The sequence below is a fragment of the Nocardia sp. NPDC056064 genome (genome assembly GCF_042266925.1).
In the GTDB taxonomy this organism is placed as follows: domain Bacteria; phylum Actinomycetota; class Actinomycetes; order Mycobacteriales; family Mycobacteriaceae; genus Nocardia.
Genome location: NZ_JBHJWO010000001.1, coordinates 470101 through 495327, shown reverse-complemented (window position 1 = coordinate 495327; position 25227 = coordinate 470101). Strand labels below are relative to the sequence as shown.

Below are 25227 nucleotides of genomic sequence, written 5' to 3'. Positions count from 1 at the left end.
CTCTCACGACTTCGAGACACTGCCTAGGCGCGTACGGCGTAGACCTCGTGCAGTTCGGTGCCCGCCAGGGACGGGTCCTGGCGGGTTCGCGGGCTGAGCCCGTGCGTGTCGAGGACCTTGCAGAACTCGCCGAGGCGCCCGTGATAGTCGTGGACCTCGGCCACGACCGCTCTGATCCGGGACCAGTCCGCTTCGGTGATGCCGAGCAGCACATCGAATTCGGCCCGCTCGACATCGATCTTGAGCACGCCGATCTCGGCGGTGGTGTCGTGGGCGGCCAGGATCGCCGACACCGTGGTGACCTCGACATCGATCTGTTCGCCGTCGTGCAGGCCGCGGGTGATCAGGGAGATCGCGTCGTCGGGCAGGCCGCTGTTGCGCAGGAATATCGCGGTCGCCTCGTCGTCGGCGGCGCGATCGGCGTACAGGCTCGAGTTCGCCGTGGCCCGGGGGTACCAGGTGAACGGCAGCACGCCGGGCGCGGCGCCGACCGCGACTTCGAGGGCGACGCCGTCGGGCACGTGGGCGGCCATGTTGCGGCGCAGGCAGTCGTAGGTCGCGGGGGCGGGCTCGGCCGCGATCACCCGGATCGCGGGATCGGTGTCGGCGAACATCATCGCGCTCAGCCCGATATTGGCGCCGATGTCGACGACGAGGTCACCCGGCCGCAGCGTGGCCGCGGCCTGCCGGTAGAAGCCGTCGGCCACCATCTCGTTCCAGAGCATGCGGGCTTCGGCCGGGCTGGTGCAGCTCACGGTGCGGCCGTCGTCGAGGCGGAGGTTCTGCGCAGTGGTCATGAGGACATGAATCCTTCGAGGAGGGGGCCGATGACGGCCAGCGCGGACGGGTGCGTCAACTCGAGGTGCCGTGCGTCGACGACGGTGTTGTGGAGGGTTCCGGTGATGTGCGGCTGCCACGTACCGGCGATGGCCGCCGGGTCGGGGCGATCCTTGCCCGCGGTGAAGAACACCAGGTCACCGTCGAAGACCCGGGGCCGGTAGGTCTCGGCGAGGGTGCCCGCCGTGTCGAAACTGCGCATCACGCGGTCGACCTGGTCGGCGGTGAACAGGCCAGTCCCGGTGATCTGTTCGCGCACGACCTGCCAGGCCTGCTCCGGTGTGCTCGCGGTGACCGCGTCGCCGAGATCGAACAGTTCACGCCAGCCACCGAGCAGATCGGCCATCAGCTCACCGGGCGCGGAGACGACGTTCGGTGCGCTGACCGGTGGGGTGCCCGCCGCGCTGTCCATCATGGCCAGCAGCGCCACGTGCGCGCCCTGTTCCTGCAGCCGCACCGCCACCGCGTGCGCGATCGCACCGCCCAGCGACCAACCAAGCAGGTGATACGGCCCGTCCGGCTGGACGCGGCGGATCTCCTCGGCGTAGCGCCGCGCCAGTTCCTCGATCGAGGTGGCGACGGGTTCGGCCGCGACGACGTGCGGGTCCTGCAATCCGTACACCGGCCGGTCGTCACGCAACTGCCCGGCCAGCCCGCCGTAGAACCAGGCCAGCCCGCCCGCCGGATGGATCGTGAACAGCGGCGCGGCCGACCCGGCGGGGCGCAGCGGCAGCAGGACCTGCATGCCCGAGGAACCGTCGGTCTCGTCGGCGCGACGGGCCAGCGCGCGGGGTGTGGCGTCGTCGAACATCCACGGCAGTTCGACGGCGACGCCGCGGGCGCACAGTTCGGTCACCGCCATCGTGGCCAGCAGCGAGTTGCCGCCCAGGTCGAAGAATCCCTCGGTGGCCCCGACCCGCGGCACCGACAGGACCTCCGCGAAGACCGCGGCCACGACCGCCTCGGAATGGGTCCGCGGTGTCTCCGGCTCGACGGTGTCGTCGTCGAAGACGGGTGCGGGCAGGGCTTTTCGATCGAGTTTGCCGTTGACGGTCACCGGCAGCGCGGGCAGCACCACGACGGCGGCGGGAACCATGTAGCCGGTGAGCACCTCGGTCGCGGACTGCCGGATCTGCGCCGGATCCACGGTCCGGCCCGCCACGGGGACCACATAGCCGATCAACTGGTCGACCTCCCTGGCGTGGCGGTGTACCGCGGCCGCCGCCTGCGCCACGTCGGGATGACGCAGCAGCGCCGACTCCACCTCACCCAATTCGATACGGAATCCCCGCAATTGGATCTGGGCGTCGGCCCGGCCCAGGTACTCGAGCTCGAGCCCGCCGGGCCCGCGACGCCACCGTCCGAGGTCGCCCGCGCGGTACATCCTGGTGCCCGGCGCGCCGAACGGGGCGGCCACGAACCGGCCCGCCGTCAGCGCGGCGGCGCCACGATAGCCGCGGGTCAGCTGTTCGCCGCCGATGTACAGCTCGCCGACGACCCCGGCCGGGACGGGCCGCAACCGCTCGTCGAGGACGTGGACCGTCATCCCGGGCAGCGCGGTCCCGATCCCACCGGCCCGCTCGCCCTCGACCTCGGCGAAGCCCACGTGGACGGTCGTCTCGGTGATGCCGTACATGTTCACCAGCCGGGGCGACCCGCTCGGATGCGCGCCGAACCACCCGCTGAGCCGGTTCACATCGAGCGCCTCACCACCGAAGACGACGTAGCGCAATGCCAGGTCGCCGCCGCCCGCTTCCCGGTACCGCTGCTCGGCCTCGGCGAATCCGTAGAAGGCCGAGGGTGTCTGGCTCAGCACGGTGACCCGCTCGCGCGCCACCACTTCCACGAAAGCGTCCGGTGTCCTGGAGGTCTCGTAGTCGACGACCACCACCCGGCCACCGGACAGCAGCGCGCCCCACATCTCCCAGACCGCGAAGTCGAAGGCGTAGGAGTGGAACAGCGTCCACACGTCGTCGGGGCCGACAGCGAACTTCTCGTTCGCATTGGTGAGCAGGGTGACCACGTCACGGTGGGTGACGGCCACTCCCTTCGGGCGCCCGGTCGAGCCCGAGGTGTAGATCATGTAGGCCAGGTTCTCCGGCCGGGGAACGCGGGGAGCGGGTATGTCCGCGACGGGGGCCGCCGCGTCGAGATGGACGACGGGGCCGTCGAATTCAGGGAACCCGGCAGGCACGCCGGACCAGGTCAGCAGGGCGACCGGATCGGCGTCGTCGAGGACGAACCGCAGCCGCTCCGCCGGATAGGCCACGTCCAGCGGGAGATAGCCCGCACCCGACATCACCACACCGAGCAGGCCGACCACCAGATCCGCGGTGCGCGGCAGCGCCACGGCCACCAGTGTTTCCGGTCCTGCCCCGCCGGCGACGAGCCGGGCTGCCACGGCGCGGGCGCGCGCGTCGAGTTCCCGATAGGTCAGGCTCGTCGCGCCGTCGGTCACCGCGACGGCGTCGGGCGCGAGCGCGGCCCGGCGCGCGAACAGTTCACCGATGGTCACCGCGGGGACCCGCGCTCCGGGTTCGCCTGCGGCATCGAGCAATTCGCGCCGCTGTCGTGGTTCCAGGAACTCGATGTCGCCCACCACGGTCCCGGGATCGGTGGTGACCGCCTCCAGGATCCGGACGTACCAGCGCGCGAAGCGCTCCATCGACTCCTCGGTGAACAGGTCGGTGGTGTAGGTCAGTCGGCCCACGATGCCCAGTGGTTTGCCGTCGGGGTCGTAGCGTTCGACCAGCTTCACATTCAGGTCCGACTGGGCCTGTTCGAAATAGTTCTCGACCGGCTCCACCACGATCCCGGGCAGGGCGAGTACCGCCTCGTCGAGGTTCTGGTAGTCGATGGTCACCTGGTACAGCGGCAGGTGCGCGGTGGATCTCGGTGGGTTGACCGCCTCCACGATCTGCTCGAACGGGACATCCGCGTGGGCCATGGCGGCCAGATCCGCCGCCCGCACGGTCGCCAGCAGCGCATCGAACGGGTCGGCCTGCCGCACCGCCGTGCGCAGGACGACGGTGTTGACGAACATGCCGATCAGGTCGTCGAGTTCGCGTTCACCGCGTCCGGACATCGGCGTGCCGACGGCGACGTCACCGGTACCGGCCAGGCGCGACAGCAGCACGGTCAAGGCCGCGTGGGCGACCATGAACGGTGTGGCGCCCGCCGCGCGGGCCACCGCGCCGATCCGTTCCTGCAGGGGCGCGCCGATCGCGAAATCGAACGCCTGCCCGCGCATCGAGGCCACCGGCGGACGCGGCCGGTCGGTGGGCAGTTCGAGCAGTTCCGGCAATCCGGCCAGCGTCTCGCGCCAGTAGGCCAGCTGGCGCGACAGCAGCGAGTCCGGGTCGCTGTCCTCGCCGAGTACCTCGTGTTGCCACAGCGCGTAGTCGGGGTACTGGACCGGCAGCGCGGGCCAGGCGGGCTCGGTCGCGGTGGTGGCGGCGTGATAGGCGGCGGCGACGTCGCGGGCCAGCGGGATCATCGACAGACCGTCCGCGCAGATGTGGTGCACCGCGATGACCAGCACGTGATCGTCGGGGCCCACTTCGAACAACTCGGCGCGCACCGGCGGCGCCTCGGTCACCCGGAAGCTGGCCGACACCACGGTGCCGACTGCCTTGGGCAGCACCGATTCCTCGATCACGACCGGCCGCAGCGCGGGCACCACCTCGTCGGCGTCGACGACGACCTGGCGTGGAATACCGTCGACCACAGGGAAGGTGGTGCGCAGCGACTCGTGCCTGCCGATGACCAGCGCGCAGGCGGCGCGCAGGGCCGACAGGTCGAGCTCGCCGGTCAGCCGGATCACCAGCGGCACGTTGTAGGCGCCGACCGAGGCGTCGAACTGGTTGAGGAACCACATCCGCAGCTGCGCGGGCGACAGCGGGACCGGCTCGTCGCCGGCACGTCGGGTCAGCGCCGGGCGTCCGACCAGGTCACGACCGGTCAGATGGGTGGCGAGGTCGGCCAGCACCGGGAATTCGAACAGGTCGCGGACCGAGACCCGCACGCCCAGCGCGGAACCGAGCCGCGCGGTCATCCGGGTCGCGGTCAGGGAGTTCCCGCCGAGGTCGAAGAAGTCGGCCCGCATTCCGGCACGGTCCAGGCCGAGGACCTCGGCGCAGACCTCGGCGACCACCTGTTCGGTCTCGGTGGCGGGGGCGAGGTAGCCCGCGGCCGGGGTGAAGACCGGCATCGGCAGCGCCGCGCGATCGAGTTTGCCGGTCGCGGTCAGCGGAAGCCGTGGCAGCACCACGCATCGCTCGGGCACCATCGGGGCGGGCAACCTGCCCCTGGCCCAGGCGCGGACCTGTTCGGGGTCGATCGCGTCACCGGTCAGGTAGCCGACGAGGCGCTCGGTTCCCTGGCCGTCGGCGCGCACCAGCGCGACCGCGTGGGTGACATCCGGGTGCGCCGCGAGGATCGTTTCGATCTCGCCGAGTTCGATGCGCTGGCCGCGGATCTTGATCTGATGGTCGGCGCGGCCGACGTATTCGATGCGGTACCCGGCGGTCCAGCGGACCCGGTCGCCGGTGCGATACATCCGCTCCCCCGGCGCGTACGGGTTCGCGACGAAGCTCGCCGCGGTGGCGCCCGCGCGCCCCGCGTAGCCGCGGGCCAGCTGGACCCCGCCGACGTACAGTTCGCCGGTCACACCGACCGGCACCGGGCGCAACCGGGCGTCCAGCACCACCGCTGTGGTGCCGCGGATCGGGCCGCCCAGGGTGACGGTCTCCCCCGCGCGCAGTGGATCACTGATGGCGACCATGATCGTCGTCTCGGTGGGCCCGTAGCCGTTGAACAGTTCCCGGCCGGGCGCCCACACGGCGGCGAGTTCGGCGGGTACCGCTTCGCCGCCCGCGACGAGCACCCGCAGGCTGTCGAGGCCCCCGGGCGACATCGTCGCCAGCACGGTCGGGGTCAGAAAGGCGTGGGTGACGGCGTGTTCGCGGATCACCGCGGCGAGCTCGTCGCCGGCGAAGACGTCGGGCGGTGACACCACCAGTGCCGCGCCGTGTGGGTGCGCCATCAGTACCTCGAGCATGACCGCATCGAAACCCGGTGCGGCGCAGTGCAATACCCGGCTGTCCGGGGAGACGTGATAGCGCTCCCGCTGTTCGGCGGCGAAATTCGCGAGCCCGGACCCGGTCACGGCGACACCCTTCGGTGTGCCGGTGGTGCCGGAGGTGTAGATGACATAGGCCGTGTCGGCGGCCCGCACCGCCACGGCGTGGTCGCCCACCGGCACCTCGGCGACGGGTTCGTCGACGACGAGGCGGCTCCAGTCCCCTTCGGGCACACCGTCGCTCGTGTCCGTCACGGTGGCCACCACCCGAGCTGCGCAGTCGGTCAGCATCAGGGACAGGCGTTCGGCCGGGTTGCGGGGGTCGAGCAGCGCGCAGGCCGCGCCGATCTCGGCCACCGCCCAGATCGTGGTGATCAGGGCGAGCGAGCGCGGCACGACCACACCGACGGTGTCCCCGTGCCGGACGCCGTGCGCGGTCAGCCGGGCGGCCAGCCGGTGTGCCTCGGCGTCCAGTTCGGCGTAGGTGAGCTGTTCGGCGCCGCAGACCACCGCCACCGCGCCGGGGTCGTGGGTCAGCCCGCGCCGGAGCAGGTCGGTCAGCGGCTCGGGCCGCACGCCGACGGCGCCCCTGGCGGGGACCAGTGCCGTGCGCTGGGCCGGGGTCAGCAGGTCGACCTCGCCGACCGGGGTGTCCGGGTCGGTCGCGAGCGCGCGCAGGACCCGGTGCATCCGGTCGGCGAAGCCGGCGGCGGTGTCCGCGTCGACCCGGGATCGCTGGTAGCGCACCCGGATGTGCAGGGTGTCGGTGTGGTGGGCCTGCACGGTGATCGGATAGTGCGCGGCGTCGGTGCCCTCGACGGCGGTGACCCGCACCCCGTCGATATCGGCGTCGCCGAGCCCGCTGCTGTCGACCGGGTAGGACTCGAACGCCACCAGCGTGTCGAACAGTCCGCCCCCACCGACGGCGGCCGTGATGTCGGACAGGGCGATGTGGTGGTGGTCGAGCAGCCGGGTCTTGTCCGCCTGCAACCGTTCCAGGGCCTGGACGAAGGTGCGGTCCGGGCGCACGTGCACGGCGACGGGCACGGTGTTGACGAACAGGCCGATCATCGATTCGACACCGGGCAGGGCGGCGGGGCGTCCGGAGACGGTCTCACCGAACACGACGCGGTCGCGGCCGAGCTGGTTGGCCAGCACTGTCGCCCAGGCGAATTGGACGATGGTCGCCAGGGTGACCCCGTGGGCCCTGGCGAAGCCGGTCAGCGCGCGGTCGGTGTCGGTGTCGAGGTCGAGGTTCAGGTCCACCGGGATGTCGACGGTCGTCTCGCCGCCGGTCCCGGCGATCAGCGCGGGTTCGGTGAACCCGCTCAGCGCGTCGCGCCACACCGCCACGCCCGCCGCGGTGTCCTGCCGCGCGAGCCAGTGCAGGTACTCGCCGTAGGACGGCGCGCCGGGCAGCAGTGCCGCCTGGGCGCCGACCGCGTACAGCCCGACCAGATCGCGCAGCAGCAGCGGGAGCGACCAGCCGTCGAGGAGCAGGTGGTGTGCGGTCAGGATCAGCCGGAACTCGGTGGGCGATACCGTGACCAGCACGAACCGCACCAGCGGCGGGTCGGCGGGGTCGAACGCGGCGGCCCGCTCGGCCGCGAGGATCTCCGGCAGTGCCGCGGTGGAGGCGTCGACGGCACGCCAGTGCGGTGCGGCCTCGGCCGGGATCACCTGTACCGCGGTCCCGTTCGCCGTGCGGGTGAAGGCGGCCCGCAGATTCGGATGCCGCTGGAGCAGGGCGTGGGCGGAGCGCCGCAACCGGGTCTCGTCGAGCGTTCCGGTGAGCGTCATGGTGGATTGGGCGGTGTACACGTCCAGCGCGCCCGCGGCCAGCTCGGCGTGGAACAGCAGCCCGCTCTGCAACGGTGCCTGCGACCAGACCGCGTCGAGCGGTCCGTACCGGGCGGTGAGGTCGTCCAGGTCGTCCTGGGTGAGCGCCACCAGGGCGACATCGGACGGGGTCAGACCCCACGCGCTGTCCCGCGCGGCGGTGTCGGCGATCTCGGTGAGCACGCCGAGCCATTCCCCGAGCAGATCGTCGACCTCGTCGCGATCGAGAAGTCGTGTCGCGTAGCCGATCCGCGCCGAGAGCACCGGACCGGCCGGGGTGTCGGCGATACTCGTGTCGATCGTCAGCGGGGCGGCGGCGGGCATGTCGGGGTCGAAGGCCGCGTGCCGGTCGAAGTCTTCGGGCGCGGGGATCCAGGCGACGCCGGACAGGGCCGCGAGATCGACGCCTGCCCGGCCCAGGTTGTTGAAACTGATCTGCGGTTCGGGCAGGGCAGCCAGCACTTCGGAAGTCTCGGCATGCAGGTGGCGCAGCATGCCGTAGCCGATGCCCTTGTCGGGGATGGCGCGTAATCGCTGTTTGACGGCCTTCACGGCCGCGCGCGGATCGGTGTCGTCCACGGCGAGATCGACCGGGTACGCGCTGGTGAACCAGCCGACCGTGCGCGACAGATCGGCACCGGGAGCGAGCTGTTCCTCCCGGCCGTGGCTCTCCAGCAGAATGCGTGCCCCCGCGTGCTCGATACCGCGACGGCGCCGCCAACGACCCAGTGCGAGTGCGAGTCCGGCGAGCAGCGCGTCGTCGGTGGTGGCGCGGGCGGCGCGGGGGACGGCGCCGAGCAGCGCGGCGGTCAGGGCGGCCGGGAGGGTGAGGGTCGTCTGCGCGACCGTCGCCTGCATGTCCACGGCCGGGTCGAAGATCTCCCGCCCCAGCAGCGGTTCGGGCCGCGCGCCCATCTCCTGCCAGAGGCCGAGTTCCCCGGCCCGCTCGCCCGCCGACGCGGCCAGCGCCTCGGCCCACCGTCGCATCGAGGTTCCCACCTCCGGCAGCTCGACCGGGCGTCCCTCGGTGATCTGCTGCCAGGCGGTGACGAAGTCCGGGATCAGGATCCGCCACGACACCCCGTCGACGGCGAGATGGTGGATGACGACCAGTGCCCGTCCCGGTGCCCGGACTCCGGACCCGGGCACCAGGCACACCACCTGCAGCAGGACGCCCGCGGCGGGGTTCAACCGCACCGAGGCCGCGGCCAGGGCCGCCTCGACCTCCATTGCGAATCCCGCGCTGCCCGGCACACTGTCTGCCTCGAAGGTCCGCACCGACACCACGTCGTCCGCGTCGATCGCGCCCTGCGGCAGGACTTCCAGGTGGTCGGTGGTCAGCCGGGCGCGCACCATGTCGTGCCGGTCCAGCACAGCCCGCACGGTCGCCACCACGTCGTCGCGGCGTGCGTCACCGGGCAGTTCGACCAGCAGCGACTGCGCGAACCGCGCGCCCCCCGGCCTGCCGAGGAACCACGACACGATCGGCGTGCGCGCCACCGGACCGACACCGCCACCGGCGAGTTCGGCCAGCGTCGCGCGTCCGGCGGTCTCGGCGACGGTCGCGAGGCCGCGGACCGTCCGGTGCTCGAAGATGTCCCTGGCGGTGACGACCACCCCGGCGGACTTCAGCCGGGCGGCGAGCTGGATCGACATGATCGAGTCGCCGCCGAGCGCGAAGAACGATTCCTCGATGCCGACCGTCGAGAGCCCGAGGACCTCGGCGAAGATCGCCGCGACGGTCGCCTCCAGGTCGGTGGCGGGAGCCGTCGCCGTACCCGACGGATCGGCCACCGGCTCGGGCAGTGCGCGCCGGTCGATCTTGCCGGTCGCCGACATCGGCATCTCGTCGAGCACGGTGATGGTGGCGGGCACCATGTGCTCCGGCAGCGCCGCGGCGATCCGGTCGCGGATCGTGGGCACGTCGATCGTCGTGCCGTCCGCGGCCACCACATAGGCGGCCAGGGTCGGCTGCCCGGCGGCGCCGCGCCTGCTCACCGTGACCGCGGCAGCGACATCGGGGCAGGCGATCAGCGCGGCGTCGATCTCGCCGAGTTCGACGCGCTGTCCGCGGATCTTGACCTGGAAGTCGGCGCGGCCGAGGTATTCCAGGGTGTGCTCGCCTGTCCAGCGCACCAGGTCACCGGTGCGGTACATGCGGGTCCCCGGGGTGCCGAACGGGTCGGCGACGAAGGCCGTCGCCGTCACGCCCTCCCGGTTCAGGTAGCCGCGGGCCAGTGAGGTCCCGGCCAGATACAGTTCGCCCGCCACACCGATCGGGACCGGCCGCAGCCGCCGGTCCAGCACCACCGCACGCACACCCCGCATCGGTGACCCGATGGTGATCGGGTCACCGGGCGCCAGCTCCGGGCTGACGCACACCGCCACCGTCGTCTCGGTCGGGCCGTACACATTGTGGAAGCGGCGGCCCGGCGCCCAGGTGGCGATCAGTTCGGCGGGCACCGCCTCACCGCCCACCGTCAGCATGCACAGCGAATCCAGGCCCGCCGGTGACATGGTGGCCAGCACGCTCGGTGTCAGGAAGGCGTGCGAGACGCGTTGGGCGCGGATCAGTTCGGCCAGTTCCGGCCCACCGAACACGTCGGCGGGCGAGATCACCAGCGTGGCGTGCGCGGTGTAGGCCATCAGCGATTCCATGAGTACCGCGTCGAACGCGGGCGAGGCGACCTGCAGCACCCGTGACGTGCGATCCATCCGGTAGTGCTCGTCCTGCTCGGCCGCCAGCCCGGCCAGGCCCTCGTGCGTGACGACCACGCCCTTCGGCAGGCCGGTGGAGCCGGAGGTGTAGATCAGATACGCCGCGTCGTCGAGCCGGACCGGCCGGGCGGGCACCGTGATGCCGTCGCGGTGCGCGGCCGCCGAGCGGGCGATCACCTCGGGATCGTCGACGCACACCCAGTCCACCGAGGCGGGCAGCGCGGTGCCACCCTCGTGTGCCGAACGCAGCGTCAGACCGAGCCGGGCGCCGGAGTCCTCGGCCATGTGGGCCAGGCGGTCGGCGGGATAGCGCAGATCCATCGGGACGAAGGCGGCACCGGTCTTCGCGACCGCCCACAGCGCCACGTGGTAGTCCACCGAGCGCGGAAGTGCCAGCGCGACAAAGGTTCCGGTGCGCGCTCCGGCGGCGGTCAGACAGGCCGCGAGGCGGTCGGAACGGGCGTCGAGTTCACCGTAGGTGACGGTCTCCCCGGGCCCGACCAGGGCGGTCGCGGCCGGGTCGACGGCGGCGATCGCGAGCAGCGCGGGCAGTGTCCGCGCCGCGACGGCGGCAGGCTGCCCGGCGGGAAGCAGCTGTGCGGACTCCTCCTCGTTCAGCAGATCGATGGCCCCGATCCCGGCCTCCGGTCGCGCGGTGATCGCCGCGAGTACCCGCACCAGGCGCCCGGCGAATCGTGTCGCGGTCGACTCGGTGAAAAGATCTGTCGCGTAGACGATCTCGCCGCTCATCCCGGCACCGGCGCCCAGTTCGTTCATCAGCACCGTGAGATCGGTCTTGGCCTGCGCGACGCCGGGGTCGAGCACCTCGACGCTGATGTCGTCGAGTTCGAACGCGGTGGTCTCGGCATTGCGGAAGCCGAGCATCACCTGGTACAGCGGCGAATACGCGGTGGACCGGGACCGGTCGAGCAGCTCGGCCAGCCGGTCGAAGGGCACGTCCGCGTTGGCGAGCGCGTCGAGATCGATATCGCGCAGCCTGCCGAGGAACTCGCCCGCGGACAGGTCCTCGTCGATCCGCGTGCGCAGCACGACGGTGTTGACGAACATGCCGACCAGATCGTCGAGTTCGGGCCTGCCGCGCCCGCCGACCGGGGTGCCGATCGACACATCGGTGCTGTGCGCGGTGCGGCCGAGCAGGATCGCGAGCGCGGCGTGCACGACCATGAACACGGTGACGCCCTCGCGCAGCGCGAGTTCGGCGATCGCCTCGTGCAGACCGGGTTCGACGGTGAACGTCACCCGGCCACCGGTCATGGACGAGACCGCGGGGCGCGGCCGGTCGGTCGGCAGTTCGAGCAGTTCCGGCGCGTCGGCCAGGACCTCTCGCCAGTAGGCGATCTGGCGGGCCGCGGTGGAGGCCGGATCGTCCTCGGCGCCGAGTGTCTCCTGCTGCCACCGCGCGTAGTCGGCGTAGTCGACCGGCAGCGCGGGCCAGTCGGGCTCGCCACCGAAACGGCGGGAGCGGTAGGCGGCGAAGACATCCCGGGCCAGCGGTGCCATCGACGCGCCGTCCGCGGCGATGTGGTGCACCACCACCACGAGCACGTGCTCGTCGCGGCCGGTGCGATACAGGCCGGCGCGCACCGGCGCGGTCCGGGCGACGTCGAAGCCCGACTCCACCGCGGCGCGCAGCTCCTCGGCCAGCCGGGCCGGATCGGTGATCTCGACCGGTTCCAGCTCGGGCAGGCCCACCGCGGTGTCGCGCACGAGCTGATGCGGGGTGCCCCGCACGTCGGGGTAGATCGTGCGCAGCGGTTCGTGGCGGGTCACCACGTCGGCCATCGCCGCGCGCAGTGCCCGCACGTCGAGCGGGCCGGTCAGCCGGGCCGCGAAGCAGATGTTGTAGGCACCCGAGCCGGGATCGAGCTGGTTGAGGATCCAGATCCGCCGCTGCGCGGCAGCCAGGGGCACCTCGTCGCGATCACCGTGGCGGACGAGCGGGACCCCGGAATAGCGGTCCCGCAACGCGATACGTTCGGCCAGATCGGCGATGCTCGGGGCCTCGAAGATGTCGCGCACCCGCACGCGCACCCGCAGGGCCGCCTCCGCGCGCGCCGCGACCTGGGCGGCCGACAGCGAGTTGATGCCGATGTCGAACAGGTCGGCCGCGACGCTCACGTGGTCGGTGCCGACGATCTCGGCGACGATAGTGGCCAGCACCACCTCCCGGTCGGTGCGGGCGACGTATTCCGCGATCATCTTCGCCCGCAGCGCGGCCCGGTCGGTCCGGCCGTCCGGGGACTCCTCGGCGTCGTCGAGCGCCGGGCGCGCCAGCGCGGCCCGGTCCAGCTTCCCGCTCGGGGTCAGTGGCAGGGTGTCGACGACACGCACCGTGGCGGGTACCAGGTACGCGGGGAGCAGCCGGGTCAGCTGCTTGCGGACCGCGCCACCGTCGAGCGTCAGGCCCGGGGCGGGGGTGACGAAGGCGGTGATGCGGTCCGGGGTGACGACCGCGACCGCCCGCGCCACCGCATCGATCGAGCGCAGCGCCGCCTCGATGTCACCGGGCTCCACCCGCTGGCCGTGGAACTTCACCTGGAAATCGCTGCGGCCGTGGTATTCCAGCGCGCCGTCACGCGTGCGCCGGACCAGGTCGCCGGTGCGGTAGAGCCGCCCGCCCGGTGCGCCGAACGGGTCGGCGACGAACCGCGAGCCGGTCAGGTCGGGACGACCGTGATAGCCGCGCGCGAGCTGCGGACCGGACACGTACAGTTCACCGACGACGCCGGCCGGCACCGGCCGCAGCCGCGGGTTCAGCACGTGGACCCGCATCCCCGTCACCGGGTAGCCGATCGGAACCGCCCCGCGCACCGGCGAATTCGCCGTGCACCGGTAGGCCGTCACCACTTCGGCTTCCGCGGGGCCGTACCAGTTGACCACCTCGGCGGTGTCGAACACCCGCAGGGCGCGTTCCACGGTTCGCCGGGCCAGCGCCTCCCCGGCCGGGAACAGATACCGCACCGACGACAACCGCACCGCGCCCGGATGTTCGAGCAGCACGTCGAGCATCGACGGCACGAAGTGCACCGTGGTCACCTGCTCGGCCGCGATCACCCCGGCCAGGTAGGCCGGGTCGCGGTGGCCGCCCGGCTCGGCGACGACGATCTGGGCCCCGGTCTGCAACGGCCAGAACAACTCCCACACGGCGATGTCGAAGGTGATCGGTGTCTTGTGCAGCACCGCGTCGGACTCGTCGTGCGGGAACTCGCGCTGCGCCCAGCTCAGCTGGTGGACGGTCGCCGCGTGACTCAGCGCGACGCCCTTGGGCGCGCCGGTGGACCCGGAGGTGAACAGCACGTAGGCGGTGTCGGCCGGACGCAGCGGCGCCCGGCGTTCCGCGTCGGTGACCGTCCCGGCGGGCAGCGCGCTCAGATCCAGGTCGTCGAGGCGCACCTGGGCGATGTCGGTGGGCAGGCCGCGATCGTCGTGCGCGGTGGTGACGACCAGGAGCGGATCGGCCACGCGCAGCACATGCACCAGGCGCGCGGTGGGGTGGTCCGGGTCCAGGGGCACGAACGCGGCACCGGCCTTCACCACGGCGTAGACGGCCGTGATCATCTCGATCGAGCGGTGCACGGCGACGGCGACCGGGGTCTCCGGGCCCGCCCCGAGCGCGATGAGGTGGCGGGCCAGCCGGTTGACCCGCGCGTCGAACTCGCGATAGGTCAGCGCGGGACCGCCGGGGACCCGCACGGCGATCGCTTCGGGTGTGCGGGCGACCTGCTCGTCGAAGGCGTCCACCAGGGTGCGTGGCGCCGTCACCGCCGCGGTGTCGCAGGCGTCGGGCCGGATCGCGTCCGCGGGCTCGTCGGCGAGGTCGATGTCACCGACCGCGATGGTCGAGTCGGTGGTGACGGCGGCGAGCACCCGGACGAACTGGTCGGCCAGGCGGTGAGCGGAGTCCTCGTCGAACAGATCGGTGGCATAGGTCAGGCGCAGGGCCATGCCGGTGATCTCGTTGCGCGGTCCGCGGTCCTCGGTGACCATCAGCAGCAGATCGCAGATCGCCGCCTCGGTGCCGACGTCGACGGGCTCGATGTCGAGTCCGGGTAGCTCGAGCCGCGCCCGCGCCATGTTCTGGTAGGCGAGCATCACCTGGAACAGCGGCGAATGTGCCGTGGAGCGTGCGGGATTGAGCACCTCGACCAGCTGCTCGAACGGGACGGCGGCGTGCTCGAAGGCTTCGACGTCGGTGCGCCGGGCGAGGTCGAGCAGATCGAGGAAACGCTGTTCGGGCCGGACCCGGGTGCGCAGCACGAGGGTGTTGACGAACATGCCGACGAGACGGTCCAGCGCCCGGTCGCCGCGTCCGGCGTACGGGACGCCGAGGGTGATGTCGTCGTCACCGGAGAGCTGGGCGAGCAGCACGGCCAGGGCGGTGTGCACCACCATGAACGGGGTGACGCCGCTGCTGCGCGCCAGCGACGCGACGGCGGTGGCGATCCCGGCGGGCACGGTGGCCTCGACCGTGGCGCCGCGGTGCGACTGCTCGAGCGGGCGCGGCCGGTCGGTGGGCAGGGCAAGCACGTCCGGAATGCCGGCGAGCTGGGTCCGCCAGTAGGTGAGGTCGAGGGCGGCGGCCGAGTCGGGCGCGGCCAGCGCCGCGCGTTGCCACAGCGCGTAGTCGGCGAACTGCAGCGGCAGCGGCGCCCACTCCGGCGCGGTGCCCGCGCAGCGCGCGCGATAGGCCTCGACGATGTCGGCGACCAGCGGCGCGACGGAGTAGCCGTCGCAGTTGATGTGGTGCACCGCCAGCGCCAGCACGTGCGCGGACGGGGACAGCCGCAACACCGCGACCCGCACCGGCGCGCCCACGGCGACGTCGAACCCGAGGCCGAAGAACTGCCGCAGCCGCGGCTCCAGGTCGACCTCTTCGACCGGGTGCACCGTCAGGTCGCAGCCCGCGACGACCTCGTCCGCTCCGAGCACCACCTGGGCGGGTGTGCCGTCGTCGGCGGGATAGGTGGTCCGCAGGATCTCGTGCCGGTCGATCACATCGTGGACGGCGGCGGCCAGGGCGACGGTGTCGAGTGTGCCGTCGATCCGGATCGCCAGTGGGACCACATAACTGGCGGATTCGGGGTCGAGCTGATTGAGCAGCCACATCCGGCTCTGCGCCGGGGAGAGCGGAACGCGGTCGGGCCGTCGACCCGCCACCGGGCCGGTGACCGCCCCGCTCGCGCGCTGCCGCTCGATCCATCGCGCCAGTTCGGCGACGGTCGGCGCCTCGAAGACCGCGCGCACGGGGATCGTCGCGCCGAGTACCTCACCGATGCGGCTGAGCGCCCGTGTCGCCAGCAGCGAGTTGCCGCCCAGGGTGAAGAAGTTGTCGTCGGCGCCGATCCAGGGCGCCCGCACGAGCTCGCCGAAAACGGTCGCGATCGTCTCCTCGGCGAGACCACTCGGCGCCCGGTAGCGCGTGGCGGCACCGCGCGGGTCCGGGGTGGGCAGCGCCCGGTAGTCGACCTTGCCGTTGGTGGTGAGTGGGACGGCCGGGATCCGGATCACCTGCGCGGGAACCATGTACGCGGGCAGGCGATCCAGCAGGGCGGCGCGCAGGGCGCCGGTGTCGAGGGGCTCGGCGCTCACCGCGTAGGCCACCAGTACCTGTTCGCCCGCCACGGTGTGGACCCGGGCGACAGCGGCGCCGATCCGCTCCTGGGCGAGCAGGGCGGCTTCGATGTCACCCAGTTCCACGCGCAGGCCGCGGATCTTGACCTGGGTGTCGCGACGGCCGACATAGCGCAACGCGCCGGATCGATCCCAGCGCACGAGGTCGCCGGTGCGGTACAGCCGCGCGCCGGGAACCGCGGCGTACGGGTCGGCGACGAAGGCCGCCGCGGTCAGGTCCTGGCGCCCGTGATAGCCGCGCGCGAGCTGGACACCGCCGAGGTAGAGCTCACCGGTGACACCGTCGGGCACCGGACGCAGCCGCGAATCGAGCACCCGGACAACCACATTCGCCTCGGGTGCGCCGATCTGGACGACGGCGCTGTCGAGCTCGCCGATCGCGTGGGCGGTGACGCTGACGGCGGCTTCGGTCGGCCCGTAGAGGTTGTCGATCCGGGCGGTGGCGACGGCACGGAACCGGTCCACGGTGACCGCGTCGAGAGCCTCGCCGATGCACAGCACCTGGCGGACCGTGGCTGACTCGGTACCCGTCGCGTGGTCGAGGAACGCCGCCAGCAGTGAGGGCACGAAGTCGACGACGGTGACGCCGTGCCGGGCGATGAGCCGCGCGATGGCGGCCGGGTCGGTGTGGTCCTCGGGCCCGGCGACCACCAGCGCGGCGCCGCAGGTGGGTGCGGCGAACAGTTCCCACACCGACAGATCGAAGGTCACCGGGGTGCGCAGCAGCAGGATGTCGTCGGTGCCGATGGCGTACCGGTCACGCAGCCAGCGCAGCTGGTTCGCGACCGCCGCGTGGGTGAGCGCGACGCCCTTCGGCACACCGGTGGAGCCGGAGGTGAAGATGACATAGGCGAGGTCGGCCGGGCGCAATGGCCGGTGCCGGTCGGCATCGGTGATCGGCGCGGTCGAGCCGGTGGTCCCGGTCAGCTCCCCGAGGCGCCAGACCGGTGCGCCGGTGGGGATGTCGAGATCGTCGCGGAGCACCACCGCGTCGGGCTCCGCCGCGGTGAGTACCGCCCGCACGCGGTCGACGGGGTGATCCGGGTCGAGCGGCAGGTAGGCCGCACCGGCGGCATGGATGGCGTAGAGCGTCCGCAGCAGATCCACCGACCGCGGCATCGCCACCGCCACCAGGCTGCCCGGTCCGACACCACGCCCGATGAGCACTCGTGCGAGCGCGTTCACCTCCTCGGCGAAGGCACGGTAGGTGAGCACTTCACCCGACTCGGCGTCGATGACGGCGGGCCGTTCCGGCGTCGCCGCGACCTGGTGCGCGAACAGCTCGGCGATGGTCGAATCGCCCTGGGGCAGTGTGGGTCCGGTGTCGCGAGCGGCCAACCCGGCGAGTTCGTCGGGCCCCAGCAGCGGCAGGTCGGCCACGGGCAGACCGGGGTCGGCGACGATCCCGCGCAGGACGCGCACGAACAGCGCGAAGATCGCTGCCACCGTCGGCTCGTCGAACAGGTCTGTCGCGTAACCGAATTCGACGCCGATGTCACCGGGCCTGCCGTCGGCGTCGAGGGTGTCGACGAGATTGAGGTGCAGGTCGTACTTGGCCACCCCGGGATCGACCAGTTCGGCCGCCACCGTCAGGCCGGCCAGGCTCACTGTCGGGATGTCGATGTTCTGGAACGAGAAGCCGACCTGGGTCAGGGGGGCGTGGGCGGTGCTGCGCGGCGGGTTGAGTTCCTCCACCAGCCGTTCGAACGGGATCGCGGCATTGTCGAAGGCGCCGAGATCGCATTCCCTGGCCCGGTCGACGATCTCGCCGAACGGCGCCGCCGGATCGACGTGCACGCGCAGCACCAGGGTGTTGACGAACATCCCGATCAGCGGGTCCAGTGCCGGTTCACCGCGTCCGGCGACCGGTGTACCCACCGCGATGTCCCCGGTGCCGGAGAGCCGGGCCAGCAGGACCGCGAACGCGGCGTGCATCACCATGAACACCGTCGCGTCGTGGCCACGGGCGAGCGCGGCCAGATCGCGATGCAGGTCGGCGGGCACGACCGCGGCCAGCGCGGCACCGCGGAAGGACTGCTGGGCGGGTCGCGGCCGGTCGGTCGGCAGGTCGAGGACCTCGGGCAGGTCGGTCAGCGCCGCGCGCCAGTACCGGATCTGTTCGGCGGTCGGGCTCGCCGGATCGTCCGGCTCGCCGAGCAGATCGCGTTGCCACAGGGTGTAGTCGGCGTACTGCACCGGCAGCGGCGCCCAGCCGGGTTCCTCGCCTTGGACGCGAGCCCGGTACGCGCGGGCGATATCGGCGGCCAGCGGGCCGAGCGAGGAGCCGTCCATGGCGATGTGATGCACCGAGAGCACGAGCGTGTGGTCCTCGGATCCCTTGCGCAACAGGCTGATCCGGACCGGCACCGCCGTGCTCACATCGAATCCGGCCGCGGTCTCCTCGGCGATCCGGTCCGCGAGCTCGTCGGCGGTGACGTCGATCGGAGTGAGTTCGGCCGCGCGGGCATCGGCGGGCAGGATCTCCTGCCACGGCCCGCTGTCGCTGTCCGGGTACCGGGTCCGCAGGGTCTCGTGCCGGGCCACGACATCGGCCAGCGCGGCGCGCAGGGCATCGAGATCCAGCGGTCCGGAGATCCGCACGACGACGGGCACGTTGTACACCGCGGAGGCGGTGTCGAAGCGGTTGAGGAACCACATGCGGGTCTGCGCCGGTGAGAGGGGAATCCGCTCGGGACGCCGCTGTGGGCCCAGCGGCGTGCGCGTCACCCCCGGCGTTCCGGAATCCAGTTCGCGGGCGAGCGCGTCGACCGTCGGCGCCTCGAACAAGGTACGCACCGGGATGTCGACGCCGAGTACACCCGACAGCCGCGCCGCGACCTTGGTCGCGGTCAGCGAATTCCCGCCGAGATCGAAGAAGTTGTCCAGCGCGCTGATCCGCGGCGCGCCGAGTACCTCGCGATACACCCCGGCGACGACGCGTTCGGTGGCGGTGCGCGGCGCGATGTCGGCGACAGGTCCCGGGAACACCGGTTCGGGCAGCACGGCGCGATCGAGCTTTCCGCTCGCGGTCAGCGGGAACCGGTCCAGCACCATGCAGACATCAGGCACCATGTGCGCGGGCAGCCGGTCACGCGCGGCGGCACGCACCTGCTCGGCGTCGACGCCCGCACCGACCAGATAGCCGACGAGCCGGTCGGCCCCGGTCTCCCCGTGGACGACGACGACCGCGTGGGTCACCGCCGGGTCCTGGGCGAGGACCGCTTCGATCTCGCCCAATTCGGTGCGCTGGCCGCGGATCTTCACCTGATGATCGGCGCGGCCCAGGTACTGCAGTGTCAGCTCCGGTGTCCACCGCACCAGGTCGCCGGTGCGGTACATCCGGGTGCCCGTACCGGACGGATCGGCGACGAAACTCGCCGCGGTCTGCGCGGGGCGGCCGAGATACCCGCGCGCCAATTGCACACCGCCGATATAGAGTTCACCGGCCGTCCCGACCGGCACCGGCCGCATTCTGGCATCGAGAACCTGCGCGGAGATCCCGCGAATCGGGCCGCCGATGGTGATCGGACCGTCGACGGGTACCGGGTCGCTGATGGCGACCATGATCGTCGTCTCGGTCGGGCCGTAGCCGTTGTGCAGCCGACGGCCGGGCGCCCAGGCCGCGCCGAGTTCGGGAGTGAGCGCCTCACCGCCCGCGACCAGGACGCGCAGGCAGTCCAGCCCGGCCGGCGACATCGAGGCCATGACCGTGGGGGTCAGGAAGGCGTGCGTCACCTCCTGCGCCCGGATCAGTTCCGCCAGATCGGCGCCCGCGTACACATCCGCCGGCGACACCACCAGCGCGCCGCCGCCGGGATGGGCCAGCAGGACCTCGAGCATCACGGCGTCGAAACCCGGTCCGGCGGCCTGCAGGACGCGCACGTCGGGATCGACGTCGTACCGATCCTGTTGTTCGGCGGCGAAATTCGCCAGGCCCTGGTGAGTGACCTCGACGCCCTTGGGCACGCCGGTCGTGCCGGAGGTGTAGATCACGTAGGCCACGTCGCCGGGGTGCACGGGCCTGCCCCGCTCGCTGTCGGTGACCGGCGTCTGCGCGTAGCCCTCGGTGATGCCACGCGACACCGGATCGGCGACCACCAGCAGCGACCACGGTCCCTCGGGTGCCCGGCCCTCGACCTCGGCGCTGGTGAGCACGACCCGCGGCCCGCTGTCGGCGAGCATGGCCGAGATCCGGTCGCGCGGATTGCGCGGATCGATCAGCACGAGGGCGGCACCGGTCTTCGCGACCGCCCACAGCGCCACGACGAAGTCCACCGACCGCGGCAGCACCAGGGCCACCACTTCGCCCGGCCGCGCGCCCTCGTCGAGCAGACGCCGCGCGAATCGGTTGGACAGCTCGTCCAGTTCGGTGAAGTCCAGGTGTGTTTCGCCCGCCACCACCGCGGGACCGTGCGGCGAGATCCTCACCCCGCGCCCCAGCAGCTCGGCCAGTGCCACCCCGGGCACCGCCGCGGCGCCGCGGACCGGGGCCAACGCCGCCCGTTCCGCGTCGGTCAGCAGATCCACGTCACCGACCGGTGTCGACGGCTCGGCCACCACGGCGTCGAGCACCCGCACCAGGCGGGCCGCCAGGCCCTCGACGGTGGCCGCGTCGAACAGGTCGGTGGCGTAGTTGATCCGCAGGGCGATGTCGCCGGTGCCTTCGGCATTGGCGGCGACGGTGACGACGAGGTCGACCTTGGCCGGTTCCGCGCCGGGATCGAGCACGTCGACGGTGAGGTCGGGCAGGGTCAGCCGGGGCAGTTCGGTGTTGTCGAAGGCCAGATACACCTGGCAGACCGGGGCGTAGGCGGTCGACCGCTGGGGGTCGAGCGCCTCCACTACGCGGTCGAATGGCACGTCGGCGTGGCTGAACGCGTCGAGATCGACATCCTTGACCCGTTCGAGGAAGACGGTGAACGATTCCTCGCCCCGGACCGGCGTGCGCAGGGCCACCGTATTGACGAACATGCCGACCAGGGGCGCCAGTTCCGCGTCGCCGCGGCCTGCCAGCGGCGCGCCGATGACGATGTCGGTGCTGCCCGAGACGCGCGAGAGCAGGACCGCGAGCGCCGCGTGCACGACCATGAAGGGGGTGACATCGGCGGCGCGCGCGAGCCGTTCGACGCCGGCGTAGGTCGGCGCGGCGAGCTCGGTGGCGACGACCCCGCCGTGCAGCGACCGGCGCGCGGGCCGCGGACGGTCCGCCGGGATCTCGAGCACGTCGGGGGCCCCGGCCAATTGGCTTGTCCAGTAGGTCAATTGCTCGCTGAGCAGCGATTCCGGGTCGGTGTCGTCGCCGAGCAGGCGCCGGTGCCAGTCCGCGTAGTCGGCGTACTGCACGGCCGGTGGCTGCCGGTCGGACGGGTGCCCGTGGGTCCGCGCGGCGTACGCGGCGGCGACATCGGCGGCCAGTGGCGCCAGGGAGGCGCCGTCGCAGCTGATGTGGTGCAGCACCAGGACCAGCACGTGGATGTCCGGGTCGCCGGTGGCGAGTACGGCCACCCGCAGCGGCGGCCGGACGGTGACGTCGAATCCCTCGGAGGTCAGGGTGCGCACCCGCTCGTCGAGCAGGCTCGGCTCGACTTCTTCCGGCTCGCAACCGAATTCGGACAGCACGTCCGCGAGCGGGAGGATCTCCTGGACGCCCGCACCGTCGACCGCGGGATAGCGCGTGCGCAGGGATTCGTGCCGTTCGAGCACGTCGGCCAGTGCCGCGCGCAGCGCCGCGGGATCGAGGCGCCCGGTCATGCGCAGCACGAGCGGGATGTTGTAGGCGGCCGACGCGGGGTCGGCCCGGTTGATCAGCCACATCCGCTGCTGGGCCGGTGCCAGTGGCATGGTCGCCGCACGCGGCACCGGCGTCAGGGCGGGGCGGGCGCGGCGGCGCGCCCGCCCGACACGCTCGGCGAGCCCGGCCACGGTCGGGTCCGCGAACAGATCACGCACCGACAGTGCGCACCCGGTCGCCTCCGCGACGCGCACCACGGCGCCGGTCGCGGTGAGCGAATTGCCGCCCGCGTCGAAGAAGCTGTCGAACGCCCCGACCCGTTGCACACCCAGCACCTCGGCGAAGGCCCGCGCGACACACTCTTCGACATCGGTCCGCGGCGCGACATACCCCGCCGAGACCACCTCGTCCGGCGCGGGCAGCGCCCGCAGATCCAGTTTGCCGTTGACCGTCAACGGCAACTCGCCCACCACCGACACCACGCCGGGCACCATGTACTCCGGCAGCCGTGTAGCCGCCTGCGCGACAACAGCATCCACGTCGAAGGTGGCGCCGTCGACCGGCACGACATAGCCGACGAGCCGGGCCGCGTCGGTGCCGGCGCGGTGCACGATCACCGCCGCGGCGGCCACCGACGGGTCGCCGAGCAGCGCGGCGCGCACCTCGTCGAGCTCGATGCGGAAGCCACGCAGCTGCACCTGCTGGTCGGCGCGGCCCCGGTATTCGAGGCCACCGTCGCAGGTGCGACGGCCGACATCACCGCTGCGGTACATCCGCTCCCCCGGCGCGCCCCAGGGATCGGCGACGAACCGGGCCGCCGACAGGGCGGGCTGCCCCAGATAGCCTCGGGCGACCTGGGCCCCGGCGACATAGATCTCCCCCCACGCCCCGACCGGCACCGGCCGCAACCGCCGGTCCAGCACATAGGTCCGCAGGCCGGGCAGCGCCGCACCGATCACACTGGGCGCACCCGGCACCGCGCAGGCGGGGTCCAGCGCGGTGTGGGTCACGAACACCGTGGTCTCGGTGATGCCGTAGCTGTTGACGAGCACCGGGGTGAGCGGGTTGTCCGCGTACCAGGGCGCCAGTGCCGCGGGATCGAGCCCCTCGCCCGAGAGCACCACCGTCCGGATCGACGGCACACCGTCGGGCACGCCCGCCGCCCGATACCGGCGGTCCGCGGCGGCGAACTGGTAGAACGCCGACGGGGTCTGACTGAAGACGGTCACCGCTTCCCGCGCCACCAGCCGGACCAGCTCGTCGGGGACGCGCGCGGTCGGCCCGTCGACGACCACGATCCGGCCGCCGCTGGTCAGCGGTCCGAAGACCTCCCAGATCGAATAGTCGAAGGCCACCGAATGCAGCCACGTCCACACATCCCCGGCGCGGATGTCCAGGGCAGCAGCGGAATTCGCGAGGTAGGTCACCGCCGACCGGTGGCTGACGACCACCCCCTTCGGCCTGCCGGTCGAGCCGGAGGTGAAGATGACATAGGCGGTGTCGTCGGGACGCAGGGGCGCGGTGCGCTCGGCGTCGGTGATCGGCGCGGTGGCGTCACCGGGGTCCTCGCCCGGTTCCAGCACGAGGGTCCGGTCCGGGCGCGCGGGCAGCAGCGGCGCGGTCTGCGCGTCGACCAGCAGCACCGCCGGATTCGCCTGCCCGACAACGTAGTCCAGGCGTTCCCGGGGATGGGTGAGGTCCAGTGGGAGGAAACCCGCACCCGACTTGACGACGGCCAGCAATGCCACGACCAGCTCGGCACCGCGCGGCAGCGCGACCGCCACCAGCGCACCGGGCCCGGCACCGCGCGCGATCAGCCGCCGGGCCAGCCCGGTGGATCGCCGGTCGAGTTCCTGGTAGGTCAGCGTCTCCGGGCCCGCCGTGACCGCACCGGCCGACGGTGTCGAGGCCGCCTGCCGCGCCAGCGCGTCCGCCAGCGTTCCGGCGGGCGCGAGGCCCTCGGGGGCGTCGACGGGCTGTGCCGCGGTGCCCACCGGCAGATCCAGGACCGGCGCGTCCGCGTCCGCGCGCACGAACTGCTCGAGGAAGTCGACGAAAGTGTCGGCGTGCGTGTCGATCTCGCGCGCGCTGTAGAGATTGTCGTTGCCGTGCAGTTCGATCAGCAGCGGCGCCTGCGGTCCGGTCCGGTAGAGGTTGAGCTGCAGGTCCTCGAGCGCGCCGGAGGTGAGCGCGTGGTAGTGGCCGACCGCGTCACCCAGGCGGATCTCGGAGTCGAAGAACAGGATGTTCACGACCGGTCCGTAGGTCGTGGCGGAATTGTCGATCGAGGGCGATTCCCGGCGCAGGTCCTCGAAGCGGTAGCGCTGATGACGCAGCGCCGAGACCAGCTCGCCGGTGGCCGCGGCGACCAGCCCGGCGACGGTGGTGGTGTCCTCGACGGCGAAGCGGATCGGCACCATGTTGGCGAGCATGGCCGCGGCATTGCGCAGCCGCATCGTCACCCGCGCGCTCATCGGCACCGACAGCACCACGTCCTGCGCGCCGGTCATCCGGGTGAAGTAGGCCGCGAAGGCGGCGACCACCACCTGGGCGGCCGAGGCGTCGAGTGCGGCGGCCCGGTCGTCGAGCAGGTCACACAGGTGCGGTGGGAGACGCCGGGCGCCGACCCGGTCGATCGTCCCTGGCCGCGCGGCACGGCCGGCGAGCCCGGCGGGCGCGGGCAGCCCGGCGACCTTGTCCAGCCAGTACCGGCGATCGGCGTCGAACCGTGATCCCGCCCGGTAGGTCTGTTCCTCCTCCGCGATGTCGCGCAGCGCGGCGGCGACGAGCCGGGTGGCGGCCCGGCCCTCCCGCAGCGCGTTGTAGTGCTCGGCGACCCGGCTGAGCACATTGAAGGCGCCGTAGCCGTCGATCACCAGGTGGTGGGCGCGCGCGTACCAGAGGTGCCGGTCCTCGGCGAGGCGGATCAGCCGGGTGACGGCCAGCTGGTGCTGGGTGACGTCGACGCGGCGGGTGTAGTCGCGGCGCATCCAGTCCAGCGCGGCGGCCATCGGATCGGGGTGGGTGCCCACATCGAGCACCAGCTCGTTGAAGGTGATGTCGCGATCGACCAGCTGATAGGGGACGCCGTCCACTTCCACCAGCCGCACCATGAGCGACTCGGTCTCCTCGGCCGCCAGGTGGACCGCGCGGTTGAACAGGGCGATGTCGATCGGTCCCACGATCTCGACATACTGCGCGATATTCGTGGCCGGCCCACTGTACGCGCTGTCAGCGAACCACATGCCGTATTGAGCGGACGAAAGCGGAATCAGATCCTGATTTCCGGCGCGACTATCGACAGACTCCATGATTACCCGACCCCTCGCATGGCTACCGACCAACTATTCGACCCCGTTGCCGCATATCC

2 protein-coding genes are annotated in these 25227 nt (G+C 72.1%); both read right to left on the bottom strand.

Annotated elements, in window-relative coordinates:
* Positions 1–23: 23 nt before the first annotated feature.
* A complete protein-coding gene (locus tag ACFC06_RS02275) occupies positions 24–797 on the bottom strand; it encodes an FkbM family methyltransferase (protein WP_375926928.1) in 774 nt (257 codons plus the stop codon).
* Complete coding sequence (locus ACFC06_RS02270) at positions 794–25168, bottom strand: non-ribosomal peptide synthase/polyketide synthase (protein ID WP_375926925.1); 24375 nt, start codon at positions 25166–25168, stop codon at positions 794–796. Before ACFC06_RS02270 ends, ACFC06_RS02275 begins: the two co-directional genes overlap by 4 nt.
* Positions 25169–25227: the final 59 nt, after the last annotated feature.